Annotated in this window: 11 protein-coding genes and 2 pseudogenes; 10 read left to right on the forward strand and 3 right to left on the reverse strand. The window is 70.7% G+C overall.

Features of this window, described 5'->3' with window-relative positions:
- The first annotated feature begins 185 nt into the window (after positions 1-185).
- The 3 genes from OG736_RS41950 (at position 186) to OG736_RS41960 (ending at position 4465) form a co-directional block, all read left to right on the forward strand.
- Positions 186-1319 carry a glycoside hydrolase family 12 protein gene (locus OG736_RS41950; protein ID WP_327187147.1) on the forward strand — a complete coding sequence of 378 codons (1134 nt, stop codon included), beginning with the start codon at positions 186-188 and terminating at the stop codon, positions 1317-1319.
- A gap of 118 nt (positions 1320-1437) precedes the next feature.
- Positions 1438-3642 carry a glycoside hydrolase family 3 N-terminal domain-containing protein gene (locus tag OG736_RS41955; RefSeq protein ID WP_327187148.1) on the forward strand — a complete coding sequence of 735 codons (2205 nt, stop codon included), beginning with the start codon at positions 1438-1440 and terminating at the stop codon, positions 3640-3642.
- A 229-nt stretch (positions 3643-3871) separates the two neighbouring features.
- A complete protein-coding gene (locus tag OG736_RS41960) occupies positions 3872-4465 on the forward strand; it encodes a VOC family protein (protein WP_327187149.1) in 594 nt (197 codons plus the stop codon).
- Positions 4466-4612: 147 nt separating this feature from the next.
- On the opposite strand, the gene OG736_RS41965 is transcribed toward OG736_RS41960, so the two are convergent.
- On the reverse strand, positions 4613-6343 hold the full coding sequence (locus OG736_RS41965) for an acyltransferase (protein ID WP_327187150.1): 1731 nt from the start codon (positions 6341-6343) through the stop codon (positions 4613-4615).
- Between the two features lie 197 nt (positions 6344-6540).
- On the opposite strand from OG736_RS41965, the gene OG736_RS41970 reads away from it, so the two are divergent.
- The 3 genes from OG736_RS41970 to OG736_RS41980 all read left to right on the forward strand — a co-directional run bounded on the left by OG736_RS41970 (position 6541) and on the right by OG736_RS41980 (position 11442).
- Positions 6541-8943, forward strand: a complete 2403-nt coding sequence (locus OG736_RS41970) for an Orn/Lys/Arg family decarboxylase (protein WP_327187151.1) — start codon at positions 6541-6543, stop codon at positions 8941-8943.
- Positions 8944-9449: 506 nt separating this feature from the next.
- Positions 9450-10724, forward strand: a complete 1275-nt coding sequence (locus OG736_RS41975) for a sensor histidine kinase (protein WP_327187152.1) — start codon at positions 9450-9452, stop codon at positions 10722-10724.
- A gap of 40 nt (positions 10725-10764) precedes the next feature.
- Positions 10765-11442, forward strand: coding sequence for a response regulator (locus OG736_RS41980; protein WP_327187153.1), 678 nt, complete (start codon positions 10765-10767; stop codon positions 11440-11442).
- 87 nt (positions 11443-11529) lie between these two features.
- Here OG736_RS41980 and OG736_RS41985 read toward each other — a convergent pair.
- Positions 11530-12123 (reverse strand): annotated as a pseudogene (locus tag OG736_RS41985) (phosphatase PAP2 family protein); the annotation flags it as partial.
- A 244-nt stretch (positions 12124-12367) separates the two neighbouring features.
- Between OG736_RS41985 and OG736_RS41990 the strand changes: the two are divergent.
- From OG736_RS41990 to OG736_RS42005, 3 genes and pseudogenes are all read left to right on the forward strand, one after another.
- Entirely contained in the window at positions 12368-13447 is a 1080-nt protein-coding gene (locus OG736_RS41990) for a hypothetical protein (protein WP_327187154.1), read from the forward strand.
- 165 nt (positions 13448-13612) lie between these two features.
- Positions 13613-14086, forward strand: coding sequence for a hypothetical protein (locus tag OG736_RS42000; RefSeq protein WP_327187155.1), 474 nt, complete (start codon positions 13613-13615; stop codon positions 14084-14086).
- A gap of 159 nt (positions 14087-14245) precedes the next feature.
- Positions 14246-14347 (forward strand): annotated as a pseudogene (locus OG736_RS42005) (SDR family oxidoreductase); the annotation flags it as partial.
- A 119-nt stretch (positions 14348-14466) separates the two neighbouring features.
- On the opposite strand, the gene OG736_RS42010 reads toward OG736_RS42005, so the two are convergent.
- Entirely contained in the window at positions 14467-15111 is a 645-nt protein-coding gene (locus OG736_RS42010; protein WP_327187156.1) for a GAP family protein, read from the reverse strand.
- Positions 15112-15424: 313 nt separating this feature from the next.
- Here OG736_RS42010 and OG736_RS42015 point away from each other — a divergent pair, with 313 nt between their 5' ends.
- A complete protein-coding gene (locus tag OG736_RS42015; protein ID WP_327187157.1) occupies positions 15425-16090 on the forward strand; it encodes a hypothetical protein in 666 nt (221 codons plus the stop codon).
- Positions 16091-16316: the final 226 nt, after the last annotated feature.

Below are 16316 nucleotides of genomic sequence, written 5' to 3' on the forward strand. Positions count from 1 at the left end.
ATCCTCGGAAACTCCGGCCAGGCATCCTCGAAGACTTTCGACGGGTTCCTGCCCGCAGTCTTGTCAGGAACATGGAGCCTCCCTAGAGTCCCTGCCGAACCGAGGGAATGGGAGCGCTCCCATTGTCGTAGTCGTGGGAGCGCTCCCCGCACCTACTTCCCCCACTCCCTTCGGAGAGGATCCGCATGCGACCGTCACCGCACCATGCCCGCAGGGCGCGTGGCCTGTTCGGCGCTCTGCTCACCTCGCTCGTCTCGCTGGCCGCGCTGCTGACTACCGCTTCGGCGGCGCAGGCCGACACCACCATCTGTGAGCAGTACGGGTCGACCACGATCCAGGGCCGCTACGTCGTCCAGAACAACCGCTGGGGCACCAGTGAGACACAGTGCATCAGCGTGAGCGACTCGGGATTCCGGATCACCCAGGCCGACGGCTCGGTACCCACGAACGGCGCCCCGAAGTCCTACCCGTCCGTCTACAACGGCTGCCACTACACCAACTGCTCACCCGGAACCAAGCTTCCCGCCCAGCTCAGCACCATCTCCAGCGCGCCCACCGGCATTTCCTACAGCTACGTCGGCAACGCGGCGTACGACGCCGCCTACGACATCTGGCTCGACCCCACGCCCCGCACCGACGGGGTCAACCGGACCGAGATCATGATCTGGTTCGACAAGGTCGGATCCGTCCAGCCCGTGGGCTCCGTGGTCGGCACGGCCACCGTGGCCGGGCGCCAGTGGCAGGTGTGGTCCGGCAACAACGGCTCCAACGACGTCCTGTCCTTCGTCGCACCGTCGGCGATCAGCAGCTGGAACTTCGACGTCATGGACTTCGTCCGGCAGGCCGTCTCCCGCGGACTGGCCCAGAACAACTGGTACCTGACCAGCGTTCAGGCCGGCTTCGAGCCCTGGCAGAACGGCGCAGGCCTCGCCGTGACCTCGTTCTCCTCCACGGTCAACACCGGCGGCGGCTCCGGTGACCCCGGCACCCCCGGCGGCTCCACCGCCTGCAAGGTGGCCTACGCGACGAACGTCTGGCAGGGCGGATTCACCGCCGACGTGACCGTGACCAACACCGCCACCTCCCCGGTCAACGGCTGGAGGCTCGGGTTCACCCTGCCCGCCGGACAGCAGATCACCAGCAGCTGGAGCGCCGGCGTCTCCCCGTCGGCCGGAGCGGTCACGGCCAGCAGCCTGGCCTACAACGCACAGATCGCCCCCGGCGGCCAGGTGTCCTTCGGCTTCCAGGGCAGCTATGCCGGCTCCTTCACCAAGCCCGCATCCTTCAGCCTCAACGGCACCTCCTGCACCACCGTCTGACACCTCCGCTCATCCCGGGACCCGCCCGCCCACCGGCCCTCGCCGTGGAGCGGGCGGGCCCCGGCCCACGCACTGCGCCGCCCCCACCCTCCCGGCCCCCACCGGAAAGGCCCAACCCATGCGCCTTCTGACCGACTGTCGCGGCCCGGCGACTGCCGCTCTGGCCCTGTGCGTCGCCGCCCTGACCCTCGTCGGACCGGCCGCCGCCCTCCCGGAACCCGCACCCCTCTCGTCCGCCGCCGGCCTTCCCTACCAGGACGCCTCCTTACCGGTCGCCGACCGCGTCGACGACCTGATGTCGCGGATGACGCTGGACGACAAGCTCGGCCAGATGACGCAGATCGAGAAGGACGCCCTCGTCCCGCAGTCCGACCTCGCCACGTACCGCATCGGGTCCGTGCTGTCCGGAGGCGACTCCACGGTCAGCCCCAACAACGCGCGGACCTGGGCCGACACGTACGACAGCATCCAGCGCACCGCTCTGACCACCTCGCTCGGCATTCCGATGATCTACGGGATCGACGCCGTGCACGGCCACAACGCGGTGCGCGGCGCCACCCTCTTCCCGCACAACATCGGACTGGGCGCCACCCGTGACCCCGCCCTCGTCCAGCGCGTCGGACGGGCGGTCGCCGAGGAGGTCTCCGGCACCGGGATCGACTGGGACTTCGCCCCCTGCCTGTGCGTGGTCCGCAACGACCGATGGGGCCGTACCTACGAGTCGTACGGCGAGACAGCGGAACTGCCCTCCGCCATGACGACGTTCGTCAGCGGGCTCCAGGGCGACACCCTGGGAGCCGGCCCCGCCTCCGTGCTCGCCACCGCCAAGCACTACCTCGGCGACGGTGGCACCACCGGCGGCGTGGACCAGGGCGACACCGAGCTGTCCGAGGCCGATCTGCGGGCGATCCACCTGCCGCCGTTCAAGGAGGCCGTGCGCCGCGGCGTGGGGTCGGTGATGCTGTCGTACAGCGGCTGGAACGGCGTCAGGTCCCACGCGAACAGGTACCTGGTGACCGATGTGCTCAAGGGTGAGCTGGGATTCACCGGGTTCGTCGTCTCCGACTGGGCGGCCGTCGACCAGCTCGACGGGCAGAGCGGCTTCACCGGCGCCGAGATCAGCACGGCAGTCAACGCGGGTGTCGACATGGTGATGGTGCCGCACGACTACAGGAAGTTCCTCACCCTGCTGCGCGGCGAGGTCACCGCGGGCCGCGTCCCGCAGTCCCGGATCGACGACGCCAACCGCCGCGTCCTGACGAAGAAGTTCCAACTCGGTTTGTTCGAGAGGCCGTTCACGGACCGGTCGTACACCGCCACGGTCGGCTCGGCCGCGCACCGGGACCTGGCCCGGCAGGCGGTGCGGGAGTCCCAGGTGCTGGTGAAGAACGAGGGCGGGATCCTGCCGCTGGCCAAGTCCGCGAAGCTCTTCGTCGCCGGCAAGTCCGCCGACGACATCGGCAACCAGAGCGGGGGCTGGACCGTGGGCTGGCAGGGCGGCAGCGGCCCCGTCACCGAAGGCACCACGGTCCTCCGGGGCATCCGTGCCGCCGTCACCGACGCGTCCCGGGTCACCTACGACCGCCATGGCAACGGCATCGACGCGAGCTACGGCGCCGCTGTCGCCGTCGTCGGCGAGGCGCCGTACGCCGAGGGCAAGGGCGACCGGCCGAACGGCATGGGGCTGGACCAGGAGGATCTGCAGACCCTCGCCCGGCTGAAGGCGAGCGGGGTGCCGGTCGTGGTGGTGCTCGTATCCGGCCGGCCCCTCGACGTCTCCGTCCAGTTGCCCGACTGGAAGGCGCTTCTCGCCTCCTGGCTGCCCGGCACCGAGGGCGCCGGAGTCTCCGACGTGCTGTTCGGCGATTACGCGCCCACCGGCAAGCTGCCGGTGACCTGGATGAAGAGTGCCTCGCAGCAGCCGATCAACGAGGGCGACGGCAAGGCCGCGCTCTTCCCGTACGGGTACGGGCTGACGTACGACACCACGGACCCGGACCCGGAGCCCACGCCGCCCCCGACGCAGGGCGCGTGCGCCGCGCAGTTCCGTACCGTTTCCTCCTGGCAGGGCGGTTACCAGGCGGAGGTCACGGTCAAGAACACCGGCTCTGCCGCACTGACGGGCTGGTCGGTGGCCTGGGATCCGTCGGGCTCGACCGTCACCAGCCTGTGGAACGGCGTGCTGACCGCCGCCCAGGACCGGGCCACCGTGCGCAACGCCGCCTTCAACGGCTCGCTGCTCCCCGGCGCCACCACCTCGTTCGGCTTCACCGCGAACGGCACGGCAGGCACACCGGCCCCGCACTGCACCGCCGGCGGCTGACCGCACGTCGGCCCGCCTGCGGGGAGCGCCGTGGGAGGCGCTGGGGCACCGGGGGACCGGAAGTCCGTCACGGTGCCCCGGCAGGGCGGCCGACGAGCGGCCGGCAGCGTCCTGGCAAGTCGGTGGCCTGGCGGGGCTGATCCTCGGCTCCGTCCCGGGGCCCCGGCGCTGACGCCGACAGCGACGGCGACAATGAGCAGCGACGGGTTCGACGGCTTGGGGGAGCGGGATGCTGACCGGGATCGTGATCGACGCGCTGGATGTCGGGCGTATGGAGGACTTCTGGCGGGACGCGACGCAGGGCCGGACCGGCGGCCTGCGGCTGCGGTTCGTGCCGACCGCGAAGCCGAAAGCCACGCAGAAGAACCGACTCCACCTCGACCTGGCCGGGGGACCGGACTGGGAGGCCGAGGTGGCGCGCCTGCTCGCACTCGGTGCGACCCGGATCGACATCGGGCAGGGGGACGTCCCGTGGGACGTGCTGGCCGATCCGGAGGGCAACGAGTTCTGCGTGCTGCGTCCCGGTCACCCCGGCGTGCTCGCCGACTCCGGCCTCGTCGCGATCTGCCTCGACGTAGCCGAGGAGGACCGCCACGCGCAGTCGGTCTTCTGGGAGTCCCGGGCGGACTGGCGCGCGGTCGAGTCCGACAACTCGGCCGTCCGGCTGCGCCGGAAGCCCACCAGCACCGTCTCGCTGGTCATGGGGCCGCCCGCGGCGCCCAAGACGGGGCGGAACAGGCTGCGCCCGGAGATCACCCGACGCGACGGGGAGCCCGGCGAGTTCCCCGACGCCGGCGGAAACGAGTTCCACGTCACGCGCTGACCCCTGGCTGCCCCCGGCCGGCGCCTGTGGGAACCGACCGTTTCAGAGCGAGTCGCGCTGTACGTGCTGCGGCCTGTGTTGCCTGGCGTGACGTTCAGGCGAAGACCGCAGGCTGCCCGTACCAGCGCGCACCCGTGGAACCGATCCTCACGACAGACCGTGGTGGGGCATCGTGAACAGAGGGGAGCGGACCGGCTCGGGGCGGTGCACACCCCGCGGCCGGTATCCCAGTCGGTCCGCCACTCCCACCTGATCGGCCAGCAGCCAGATGATGGCCAACCACATTTCGGTGCCTTGCAGCCCCGGCTCCCGGCCGGGACCCGAGCCGCCCTCTCCCGCCGGACCGAAGCCGAAACCCGCCCGGTCACGCCAGTGCCCCAGCGCCTGCGTCAACTGCTCCTCGGCCCACGCCCGCACCTCATCCTCCCGATGACGGGTCTGACGTCCCGCAAGCCACAGCGGATGCGCCACGTCCAGGACGTTGCACGCGTTCTGACGGCCCGCCGCGAACCAGCGCGGATCGCGCGCATGGGTCAGCACGGTGTCCACCACCCGCTCCGCGAACGGCACAGGAAGCCCGAACTGGGCGAACGAGCCACGGGTCAGCCGGTAGTAGCCGTTGACCAGTTGGAGCCGGCCGTCGGCCGGCGACGGTGCCGCGCCCCACATTCCCGTCCACGGATCCACCCGGGTCCCCAGCCAGCCGAACAGCGCCTCCAGCGCGCCCGGTTCGCCGCACGCCTCACCCCTCGACTCGCGATTGCGCCAGGCGCCGGTCGCCCAGCAGTCCACCCACGCGCCCGCCGACCAGGCCTGGGTCCGCCAAGGCAACGCCTCCAGCCGGGCCACCAGTTGGCCCGCCGTCATGCGGTCCACGACATGCACCGGGTGGGCGAACCGGGAGTCCAGCAACTCCAGCGCATAGCCCACCGACAGCACGTGGTACTCGGCAGCGCCGTCCTCGATCCATCCGTCGCGGGCCGGCGCGGGAAGCACTCCGGGCCCGCCTCCAGGGGCGAGTTCGGGTACCAGTCCGCTCACCGGATCCTGCAGCACACGCAGCCGCTCGGCGTGCTCGGCCGCGGCCATCTGCCCGGGAGGCGCGCCCAGCAGCAGATCGGCGATCTCCACAGCATCACAGTGCGCGCGCACCGTCGCCGATACGCCCGGTCGGTCGCTGTAGCGGCCGGTGTCGTCGTTCCAGCAACGGGCAAGGACATCGGCGGTCTGCGCCCGGGCCCGCTCGGCGAACTCGGCCACGGCATCGCCCAGGCCGGCTTCCGGCGTGACGGCCACCGATCCGCCGTGCCCACGGCGATCACGCAGCGGGCGGGCCGGGTTGCCGGCGGCGATCGTCCACGGCGCCAGGTCCTTGGTGACCACGGCCCCCGCCCCCACCACGCAGTGGTCGCCGATCGTCACCCCGTCCAGCACGACGACGTGCGAGCCGATCCACACGTCATCCCCGATGACGACACCCTTGCTCGTCAGCGGCTGCCGGTGCACGGGCCGGTCCGGCGCGAAACCGTGGTTGAAGCCGAGCAGGGAAGCGTGCGCGCCGATACGCACCCCGTCCCCGAGCGTCACGTGCCCCCGCACCGTCGCATACGGGTTGACGGAGCAGTCCCGCCCGGCCCGCACCTCGCCCGTGACATAGGCGTATCCCGCGATGTAGGAATCGGCGCCCAGCCGCAGAACATCAGTGAACACGGCAGCGGCCGAAGAGACATAGCAGCGAGGCCCAAGACTCGCTCCGGCTTCGACCAACGTCTCCTGGTGCGCGGCCTGAGCCGCTCGCTGCACGGAAGAGGCCCTGGGGACGAAGTCCCAGGGACAGTAGTCGAAATAGGAGTCCTCGACGCCGCCTTCCTGATCCACGCACCTCAGCTTAGATAGCGCTTACTGGCCGGGCAATCTCCCTCAGCCGCACGCACGGGAGCGATCCACGGCCGGAGGGTAAAGCTCGAGCCCACCGGTTCCGCCCTGCGGGCGGTTTACGGCTGTGCGGCTGCAGGCTCGGCCGGTCCGCTCGGAAACTGGGGCGTAACGCGGCACCGGCCGCCGGAAGGGGTCTCATGGCGGACAGCAGGATCTTGGTCGCGGTACGGGAACGTCCACAGGACGAGGGTGCCGGCGCCGAGCAGTTGGCGCGCATCGGTGAGGCCGTCGAGTCGCGGGGGTTCGACATCCGATGGGCGGCGGGTGTCGCGGACGCCGAGGCGGTGCTGCGGACGGAGGCGGGGCTGACCGCGGCACTCGTCGCCTGGGAACTACCGGGCGGAGGGAGCGCGGACGGCGAGCCAGGCGGCGCTGCCGTGCTGCGCTCCATCGGGCGGCGCTTCCAGGACCTTCCGGTCTTCCTGGTCATGACCGACGACGGCGTACGGGACCTGCCGCTGTGGGTATCGGAGTCGGTCGTCGGGTACGTGTGGCCGCTGGAGGACACGCCCGGATTCATCGCGGGCCGGATCACCACCGCCGCGCGCACCTACCAGGACACCGTCCTGCCCCCCTTCTTCCGGGCGCTGCGCCGCTTCGACGACGCGCACGAGTACTCCTGGCACACCCCGGCCCACTCCGGCGGTGTCGCCATGCTGAAGTCGCCCGCGGGCCGGGCCTTCCACGACTACTTCGGGGAACGCCTGCTGCGCAGTGACCTGTCGATCTCCGTGGAGGAGCTCGGCTCGCTGTTCGAGCACACCGGCCCGATCGGCGAGGCGGAGCGCAACGCCGCCCGGGTCTTCGGCGCCGGCCTCACGTACTTCGTGCTGCACGGCGATTCCACCTGCAACCGTGTGGTCGGCCACTTCGGCGTCACCCGCGACGAGATCGCTCTGGTGGACCGCAACTGCCACAAGTCGGTGCTGCACGGGCTGGTCGTCTCCGGCGCCCGTCCCGTCTACCTGATCCCCACCCGCAACGGTTACGGCCTGGCGGGGCCGCTGCCCCCGGCGGAACTCGCGGCGGACTCCGTCGCGGCCCGGATCGTCGCGAACCCGCTGACCCGGGATGCGGTCTCGCCGCACCCTCAGTACGCCGTCTTCACCAACTCCACCTACGACGGCCTGTGTTACGACGCCCCGGCGGCGGCACGAGCGCTCGCCTCGAGTACGCCCCGGCTGCACTTCGACGAGGCATGGTTCGCGTACGCCCGCTTCCACCCGCTCTACGCCGGCCGGTACGGCATGTCGGTGGACGAGGTCACCTTCCCCGGTTCGGACCGGCCGACAGTCTTCGCCACCCAGTCCACCCACAAACTGCTGGCCGCGCTCTCGCAGAGCGCCATGATCCACGTCAAGCCCGCCCCCAGGGCGCCCGTCGAGCACGACCGGTTCAACGAGGCGCTGATGATGCACGGCACCACCTCCCCGCTCTATCCGATGATCGCCTCGCTCGACGTGGCGACAGCGATGATGGACGGGCCGCAGGGCCGCTGGCTGATCGACGAGGCCGTGACCGAGGCGGTCCGTTTCCGCCAGGAGATGGTCCGCATCGGGCGCCGTATCGAGGAGGCCGGCGACCGACCCCCGTGGTTCTTCGGCGTATGGCAACCCGAGACGGTCACCGACCCGAGCACCGGCACCCGGCTGCCGTTCGACGAAGCCCCGGCCGACCTGCTGCGCACGGAGCCGGCCTGCTGGCACCTCGAACCCGGAGCGGCCTGGCACGGCTTCCCGGGGCTGACCGACGGCTACTGCATGCTCGACCCGATCAAAGTCACCCTGATCTGCCCGGGCATCGACGCGACCGGCACCACCGGTGACTGGGGCATCCCGGCACGCGTGCTCACCGCGTACCTGGCCACCCGTCACATCGTCGTGGAAAAGACCGACAGCTATACGACGCTCGTCCTGTTCTCCATGGGCATCACCAAGGGCAAATGGGGCACCCTCCTCGACGCCCTGATGGACTTCAAGGCCCTCTACGACCAGGACGCCCCCCTCGACCGGGCCCTGCCCGCACTGGTCGCCGAGCACCCCAGGCGATACGCCGGCCGAACCCTGCGCGAGCTGTGCCAGGACATGCACGACCACCTGCGCTCTGTCCGTCTCGTCGAGCTGCTGGACGCTGCCTTCCAGCAGCTGCCGGAACCGGTCGGTCCACCACAGCTGTGCTATCAGCGCCTGATCCGTGGCGGTACCCACCGCGTACGGTTGACGGAGGCGCCGGGCCAGGTGGCCGCCGCCATGATCACCGTCACTCCGCCCGGCATTCCCGTCCTGATGCCGGGCGAGAACGTCGGCGCCCCCGACGGCCCGCTGCTGCGTTACCTCTCCGCCCTCGAGTCCTTCGACCGCCGTTTTCCCGGATTCCGCAGCGAGACCCACGGCGTGACACTCGACCCCGACACCGGCGACTACCTCATCGAATGCCTGCGACCGGCAGCCGACGAGGAACCAAGCTCCGACGGTCAGGAACCCCGCACCGTGGCGGCCCAACGCAGCCATCCGCAGGAATCCCAGATCGAGGGCAGGTAGACCGGCACAGTCCGGCCCGGGCTCGGCTCCAGGGGCCGTCGTGCAGCACGTCGACGCCGCTGCCGGAGGCTCACCGGAGTGGCTCACCGGCCATGTCGTCCAGCGTCCGCCGCGCACGCACGCCACGATCTCGCGAAAGTTCCACACCGGCCGCCCAGGTGCTCATCGGCCACCAACTCCACCACGCCTTGCCTGAGCCGACGGGACGGCCGAAGGGCGCCTGCACCAGCGGCCTTCCGGTCTCAGGTCACCGGAGCAGATTGGACTTTCGGCAGTGTCGGAAGGCTCCCGATGTCCGTACCGTCCCTTGCGTGGACAGCATGATGATCAACAGTGGGACTCCGACTCCGACTCCGACCGGGACGGCTGATCGTCGGCAGACTCTTGATCCAGGGGGTCTTCTGACAGCGGGCGCGCTGACGGCCGCCGGCCTGAGCATGGTGAACCTCTGGTGGACCGTCCCGACTGTCGTCGCCGCGTTCTTGGCCGGACGCCGGCCTGGACGGATGGCGCCGACCGCGCTCGCTCTCGTCGGGCTTCTCTCGGCCGGTGTGGTGGCCTTGTCCGTCGTGCCTGCCTGGCTGCCGTTGGCCGGCCGATTCGTGGCAGTCGTGGTGGTCGCCACGATGCTGCCCTGGTTCGCGGGCCGGTTCTGGTGCCACTACCAGCAGCTTGTCCGGGCCGGCTGGGAGCGCGCCGGGCACCTGCAACGCGAGCAGGAGCTGGTCGCCGAGCAGGCCAGGCTGCGCGAGCGGGCGCGCATCGCGCAGGACATGCATGACGTACTGGGCCATGACCTCAGCCTGGTCGCCCTGTCGGCCGGCGCCCTGAAGCTCGCGCCGGACCTCGCAGAGCATCATCGAAGGGCCGCGGGCGACATCAGGGCCAAGGCGGCGGCCGCGGTGGAGCGTCTCGGCGAGGTGATCGGCGTCCTGCGGGAGGAGCTCGGTGAGGCGCCGACGGACCCTGACGGCGCCAGTCTTGCGGGCCTGGTCGCGCAGGCCTCCGCGGCCGGCCTCGCCGTGGAGTTCCGCACCGACGGCAAGGCCGACGACCTGCCACCGGTGGTCGAGCGGGCGCTTCACCGGGTCGTGCAGGAAGCGCTGACCAACGTGGCCAAGCATGCGCCCGGCGCGACGGCGACCGTCCAAGTGACGTATGTGGCAACGGAGTCGGAAGTCCTCGTGGCGAACGGCCCGCCGCCGTCCGCGGTCAACCTGCCGCCCCGGCTCGGCAGCGGGGGGCATGGCCTCATCGGCCTCGAAGAACGGGTGCGGTTGGCCGGCGGTTCGCTCGACCATGGTCCGCGCGACGGGGGCTTTGTGGTCACCGCACGGATCCCGCACGCGCCTTCGGTAGCACCGTCACGGCTCCTCGCGCCCGCGGCGTCCCCGGCAGGCAACGAGTTGCCGCAGGAACATCGCCGTGCTCGGCGTCGCGTCGGCCGGGCCCTGGTGGCTGCGGTCATGGCGCCCCTGGTGACTGGAGCGGCACTGAGCGGAGCGCTCATGGGGTGGGAGATGCTGTCGGCGTCCCGATCGGTCCTGGAACCTGGTGACTTCGCCCGCCTGCGAGTGGGGCAAGATCGCTCTGAGGCGGAGCGTTTCCTGCCGGACCGGCAGACGAACCACCGACCGCTGACGCCCGAGCCGACAGGAGACGGCACCACGTGCGAGTACTACGCGATAACGGCCGACCGGTTCGACGACAGGTCCGGCGACGCGTACCGGCTCTGCTTCCGGGACGGCATCCTGGTGTCCCGGGACACGCTCACCCCGTGAAGGCCGGTGCCCGGGGACACGCTCACCCTGTGAGGGTCCGATGATCCGGGTGCTGATCGCCGACGACGAGCCGATGATCCGGGCGGGAGTACGCGCCGTTCTCGCCTCGGATCCTGGCATCGAGGTCGTCGCCGAGGCCTGTGACGGGCGCGAGGCCGTGGAATCGGTCCGGCGTCACCGTCCCGCGGTGGCTGTGCTGGACATCCGTATGCCGGGGATGAACGGTATCGACGCGGCTGCGGAGATCCGCAGCATCGCGCCCGGCACGGGCGTCGTCATGCTGACGACGTTCGGCGAGGACGACTACATCCTGCGGGCACTCGGGGGTGGCGCGGCCGGCTTCCTGATCAAGTCGGGCGAACCCGAGGAACTGATCACGGGGATCCGGGCGGTGGCCGACGGCGCCGCCTACCTGTCACCGAAGGTCGCGGCCCGGGTCGTCGCGCACCTTGCCGCTACCGGCGCGGGCGCTCTGGCCGGTCGGCGCTCCGTCGCCCGCGCCCGAGTCGACTCCCTGACCACCCGGGAACGGGAGGTACTTGCCTTCCTCGGCAGGGGGCTGTCCAACGGGCAGATCGCCCGGCGGTTGCATGTGGTGGAGGGGACGGTGAAGGCCCATGTGAGTTCCATCCTGGCGAGGCTCGGCGTGGACAACCGGGCCGCTGCCGCGGTCGTCGCCCACGAGGCCGGGATCGTTCCTCCGCCCTCCCAGCCGTGATGCCGCCCGCTGAGCCGGCGGCGAGAACGTGAGGAGTACGGCCACCACCACCGTGGCGCCGAGGATCGCGCCGGCGAGCACATCGTGCGGGTAGTGGGCCCCCGTCGACACGCGCAGCAGCGCGGCGGCCGCGGCCAGCGGCAGCGTGGCTGCGGCAAGGCGCGGCCGAAGCACGGCCAGGCCGACGGCCGTCCCGGCGGCGAGGGTGGCGTGGTTGCTCGGGAAGGACCAGTCTCCCGCGCCGGGGCACTCCGCGACGAGGTCGGCCCCCGTGCGCAGCGCGCGGCAAGGTCGCTCCTCGTCCACCACCAGCTTCACCGCTTCGCTCACCGCGTAGGCCGCGAGGGTGCCGAGACCGGTCAACACGGACTCGACGACCCCTCGCCGGTCTTTGCGACGGACTGCGGTCCACCACGTGCAGGCCAGCATCATGGCGAGAACCACCAGCGTGCCCTCGGTGGCCACTTCCAGGAGCGAGCCCAGCCACGACGGCGCATCGGCCACCGCCCGAGTCACCGACCGGTAGGCGGACGCCGACGCTCCTCCGGTGACCTTGACGGCGCCGGCTTCGCCCAGACCACCCGGGGAGAGCCGGACGACCGCTGCCGCCCCCACACCCAGGACGCCCGTAGCACCAAGCAGCCGACCAGCTCTGATCTTCTCTCGTGGTTCCTGTTCCATGGGGCCTGAACGTAGAAGCGGGGCTGGCCGGGAACCCGAGCCGAACGGCAACAGCTGCCCCTGACGATCGTCAGGGTAGACGGCCACGGAAACCCTCGGCAGTGCCGGTAGTCCGGAGGGCGCCCTGGACCACGCCTGCGGCCACTACCTCGCCATGCCAGAGATCTGAGGCACCGCCACACACCGCAGCGGCTCAGAGTCGACCCCCCGAAGGACCTACGGCGCCGACCACTAAGGTGTGCTGGTGATCTTCAAGTGGAAGCGGGAAGCCAAGGGCTTCGCCGCCATCGTGACCGAGCTGGAGGGAGCGGTGGCCGCTCGCGACGGCGACCGCACCGGGCCTGCCTTCACCGCCTTGATGAACAGTGTGCAGTCGGCGTCGGACGCCGAACGCCGCCTGGCAGGGCCCCGGTTGGCGGCGCTGCTCCCCGCCTTTCCGCCCACCGGCCCGCGGCCGATGCTGGCGATGGCGGCCGGCTTCTGCGTCGAGCGCGGGGCCGATCCGGTGGCCTGCGCCGAGCCGATCCTCGGCGGTGTCCATCAGGACCTGCTCGACGCCCTGGAGTTCGCCCGCCGCTGGACCGCCACCGGCGCGACCGAGGACGAACTGCCGGAGCCGGACGAGAAGATCATCGACGACGCGCTGCCGGCCCGCCTCGGCGGCGACGTGTACGAGGCCACGCGGCTGGCGCTGGCCTGGTGCTCGATCGAGGAGTGGCAGCCGCCCGCGCTGGCCGTGCTGTGCCGCAGCGCCGAGGTGCGCCGCAGGCACGCCTCCGCGATCCTCCCCGCCTGCCGCGACCTGGCGGCCCTGGAGCGGCACGACCTCAAGTGCCTGGCCTACGCGCTGGCGGTTCTGGACGACGAGCCCCTCGTGGTGCTGCACAGGCCCACCGGGACCGGGTTCGAGGTACGCATCGGCGGCATCGGGGACAACTTCCAGTTGCACACGCTGCTTGCCCACGTCCTCGTCGGCGGCGGCCACGTGCCCGGCACTGCGCCTTCGGCGGAGAGCGTCCGCCTGGCCACGGACCCCGAGCCCGCGCAGGGAAGCACCCGGACCATCGCGACCGGCGCCTTCGAACTCCTCGCCCCGGACGGCGGGCGGATCTGGAACGAGGGGTTGCCCGACGACATACCCGTGGTGGAGGGACGCCGCCTGCTCGTGCTCGACGAACCGACGTACCAGCGCAGTTGGAACGCCGACCGGTTCTTCCCGCATCTTCCCGGCACGGCCGAACTGACCCGCGTCCTGACCGCAGACGAGACGCGGACCTGGTTCGCCCACACGTCGCCCGGCAACGAAATCCGCCGGCCTTCCTGAGTCTGTGGACCGGGTGGCCCTCCGGAGTCGTCGAAGGACACGTCGACCGGATCAAGATGCTCAAGCGCCAGATGTACGGCCGCGCCGGCTTCCAGCTCCTACGGAAACGCGTCCTGCTCACTCCGTGTCTCGGTCTGTCAGAAGCGGCCAGTAGCCTCAGGCGCCATGGGCATTCAGATCGATGTGGTGGCGGGTTACCCGGTCAACGATGAGGTGGAGAGGGTGCTCGGGCTGGCCGAGGCGGTCGGCGAGCCCGTCACTGTCACGTTCATGTGGGAGGGAATCGAAGAGGCGGAGTGCGCCGTGCTGGTGCCCGCCGCCACGCTGGCACTCTGGGAGCATTGGGCCCCCACCACCTACCCGCCGAATGCCGCCGGGGACGAGCGCCGGGCTGAGGCGGAGGAGCCGGAACTGGCCCACCCAAGGGAATTCGGCGCCTTCACGCTCTTTCGTCGTCGCGCAGGGGGACGCACGGCGGTGGCTCGCGGAGGCGTGGTGGTCGCCGAGCTACTGGACCCAGGCGAGGCGCACTGGCTCCAGGAACAGGCCCGTACTGTTCGCCAAGGCTTCATGGATCCGAAGCAGAAGGCGGCGTTCGAGGAGTTTCTTGCCCGGCAGTCATCCCCCGGTGAGCGGTGACGCGCCCGACCTTTGCTTCGGCCCACCGCGGTGTTGGGAGCACGTCGGATCCTCGCGGCTGACGTCCTCAGGACGGCTGCGCCGCTACGAACCGTGCTGGTCGCAGTCCTCGACGAACTCCTCAACGAACGGCTGTGACCAGTACTTTCCCCACAGCCCCCACTCCCGGTCGCCGACGTGGTGGCCTTCCTCGCTTCCGAGCAGAGCAGCTTCATCCTCGGAGCCAACCTGTACGTCGACGGCGCCGAGAAGCAAACCTGATCCACCGGTGGCTGGAACCGATTCGTGCGACACCGGACGGTCGACGGCCCGGGTGAGAACGGCCCGGCTTCGGCTTCTCGTCCTCGGTGGCGCTTTCGGGGACACGTGCGGAGGGCGTGTCAGGCGACGAGCTCGGCGATGCTTCGGGCCGTCAGCATCAGGCCGAGGAGCAGGGAGAGCGTGACGATCAGCTGTTCCTGGTGCTGCTCCATCCAGGTCCTCAGGGCGTTCAGCCGGGCGTTCGCGACCGCGGGTGCCCAGACCACGTACAACTCCATGACGATGAGGCTGAGTGTGGCCAGCAGGCAGTAGCCGGTCAGTGCGAGCCAGCCGGCGAGGGTGGAGAGGTTCGCGTCGACGGCGGTCGCGGCGCCGGCGCCGACCATCGCCCAGGGCTGCAACAGCCATGCCAGGCCGGCTGCCGTGACCGGGGAGGCGTTGTCGATCCGGGCGGTCCAGCGTGGCGGGCCGTGCGGGCGGGGCGGTCGGCGGTGCCGGTATGCGCCGTACAGCACCAGTGCCAGGCCGATCGCGAGCTTCACATCGATCACGGCAGTCGAGGGCGCGCTGTGACGGGCCGGGGGCTGACCGCCGGTCAGCAGCACCACACAGGCGATCACCACGATCAGGTTGGCCAGCCACGACAACAGGAACGCCAGACCCTGACGAACGCCACGTCGTGACGAGAGCAGCAGGATGAAGGCGCTGTTGTGCAAAGGCCCCAGGCTGATGGCCGTACCGATCACAACCAGGTCGAGGACCATCGGATCAGCCGCTCCTGGATGTCAGGGCCGCCTGCCACCTGTGGACGGGCGGCCCGGTCGGCAGAGTGAGGCGGTGTCGGTGTTGCTGCGGTGCCGCATCCCGACTTTGCAGGCGGCGGCCAGGCAGGTCAAGCAGGCCACGCCCGCAGGGCGGCACCGGCTGCCGGCGGTCTCCAGGGCGGCGCCCAAGCCCCGGCGGTGAGAGTCGGCGTCGATCCAGCCCCTGGGACTTCGGTCAGCGGCGCTCATGGAAACATGCCTCGGGCGGGGCGGTGCCGACTTCCTCGTACGAACCAGTCGAAGGGGTGCTCACATGGGGGACATATCGGCCGAGCGGCGTCGCATCCTGCAGTCGCCTCCGCCCGAGCTGGTCGCGGAGGCGGCCGCGAACCCGGGCGGGTCGGTTGCGGCGATCGACCCTGACCTCGTCGGTGACCCCGAGGGCTACGTACCGGGGGAAGCCGTCCAGGGTGTCTGGCGGGTCGGCGAGGACGGGAGGCTGACCGGCGAGTTCGTGGAGAATCCGCACTACGGACCGCCCAAGGACGACTTCGTCAAACTCGCGGATTCCGAGCACTGGCTGGACTGGCTCGGCGAACAGCCGGCCGTTGCCGTGCGCGACTCCATCGCGGGGATCCTGGACGAACAGGTCCCCGGAGCGGTCCTGGAGTGGATCAAGGTTCTCGACGATCCGCGCTACCTCACCGGAGGCCGCCCCCAACCGGACGACGAGAGCAAAATGATCGTCACCCGGGCCGGTATCGCCCTGTCCTTCGCGCTCTCCGTGACCAGTCCCGGACGCAGACGGGAGACCCTCCAGGGCGCGTTCTCCTGGGTGGCCGTCGGACTCGACCGGCCCGGCAAACGCAAGGACCGGGTGTGGCTCGACCTACGAGCTGACCTGGACTGGGCGGAGACGGAACTCCGCAACCGGATCTACCTCGTCGGCCAGGCCCCGGCCCCCGGCACCACCACCTGAACCCGCCCCGAGGCATGTTGTGGCGACGCGAGATTCGGGCGGGGCCCTCCTCGGACCGCTGAGATATTCGTCCGGTACCCGAAGCGCTGCTTTCAGGCTGCCGCGGCGATGCCGATGCCGATGAACAGCCAGCCGGTCCCAGGTGGACGAGGTAGGCCGCGCCCAGCAGCTTGATGGTGTCGTAGACCGCCGGTGAGCGGGCTGCGATCAGGGACAGTCCGCCGAA

Source organism: Streptomyces sp. NBC_01334, assembly GCF_035983595.1.
Lineage (GTDB): Bacteria > Actinomycetota > Actinomycetes > Streptomycetales > Streptomycetaceae > Streptomyces > Streptomyces coriariae.

Coding starts and splice junctions, on each gene's coding strand:
- OG736_RS41950 (WP_327187147.1), top strand. CDS start 186: ATGCGACCGTCACCGCACCATGCCCGCAGGGCGCGTGGCCTGTTCGGC.
- OG736_RS41955 (WP_327187148.1), top strand. CDS start 1,438: ATGCGCCTTCTGACCGACTGTCGCGGCCCGGCGACTGCCGCTCTGGCC.
- OG736_RS41960 (WP_327187149.1), top strand. CDS start 3,872: ATGCTGACCGGGATCGTGATCGACGCGCTGGATGTCGGGCGTATGGAG.
- OG736_RS41970 (WP_327187151.1), top strand. CDS start 6,541: ATGGCGGACAGCAGGATCTTGGTCGCGGTACGGGAACGTCCACAGGAC.
- OG736_RS41975 (WP_327187152.1), top strand. CDS start 9,450: ATGGCGCCGACCGCGCTCGCTCTCGTCGGGCTTCTCTCGGCCGGTGTG.
- OG736_RS41980 (WP_327187153.1), top strand. CDS start 10,765: ATGATCCGGGTGCTGATCGCCGACGACGAGCCGATGATCCGGGCGGGA.
- OG736_RS42000 (WP_327187155.1), top strand. CDS start 13,613: ATGGGCATTCAGATCGATGTGGTGGCGGGTTACCCGGTCAACGATGAG.
- OG736_RS42010 (WP_327187156.1), bottom strand. CDS start 15,111: ATGGTCCTCGACCTGGTTGTGATCGGTACGGCCATCAGCCTGGGGCCT.
- OG736_RS42015 (WP_327187157.1), top strand. CDS start 15,425: ATGGGGGACATATCGGCCGAGCGGCGTCGCATCCTGCAGTCGCCTCCG.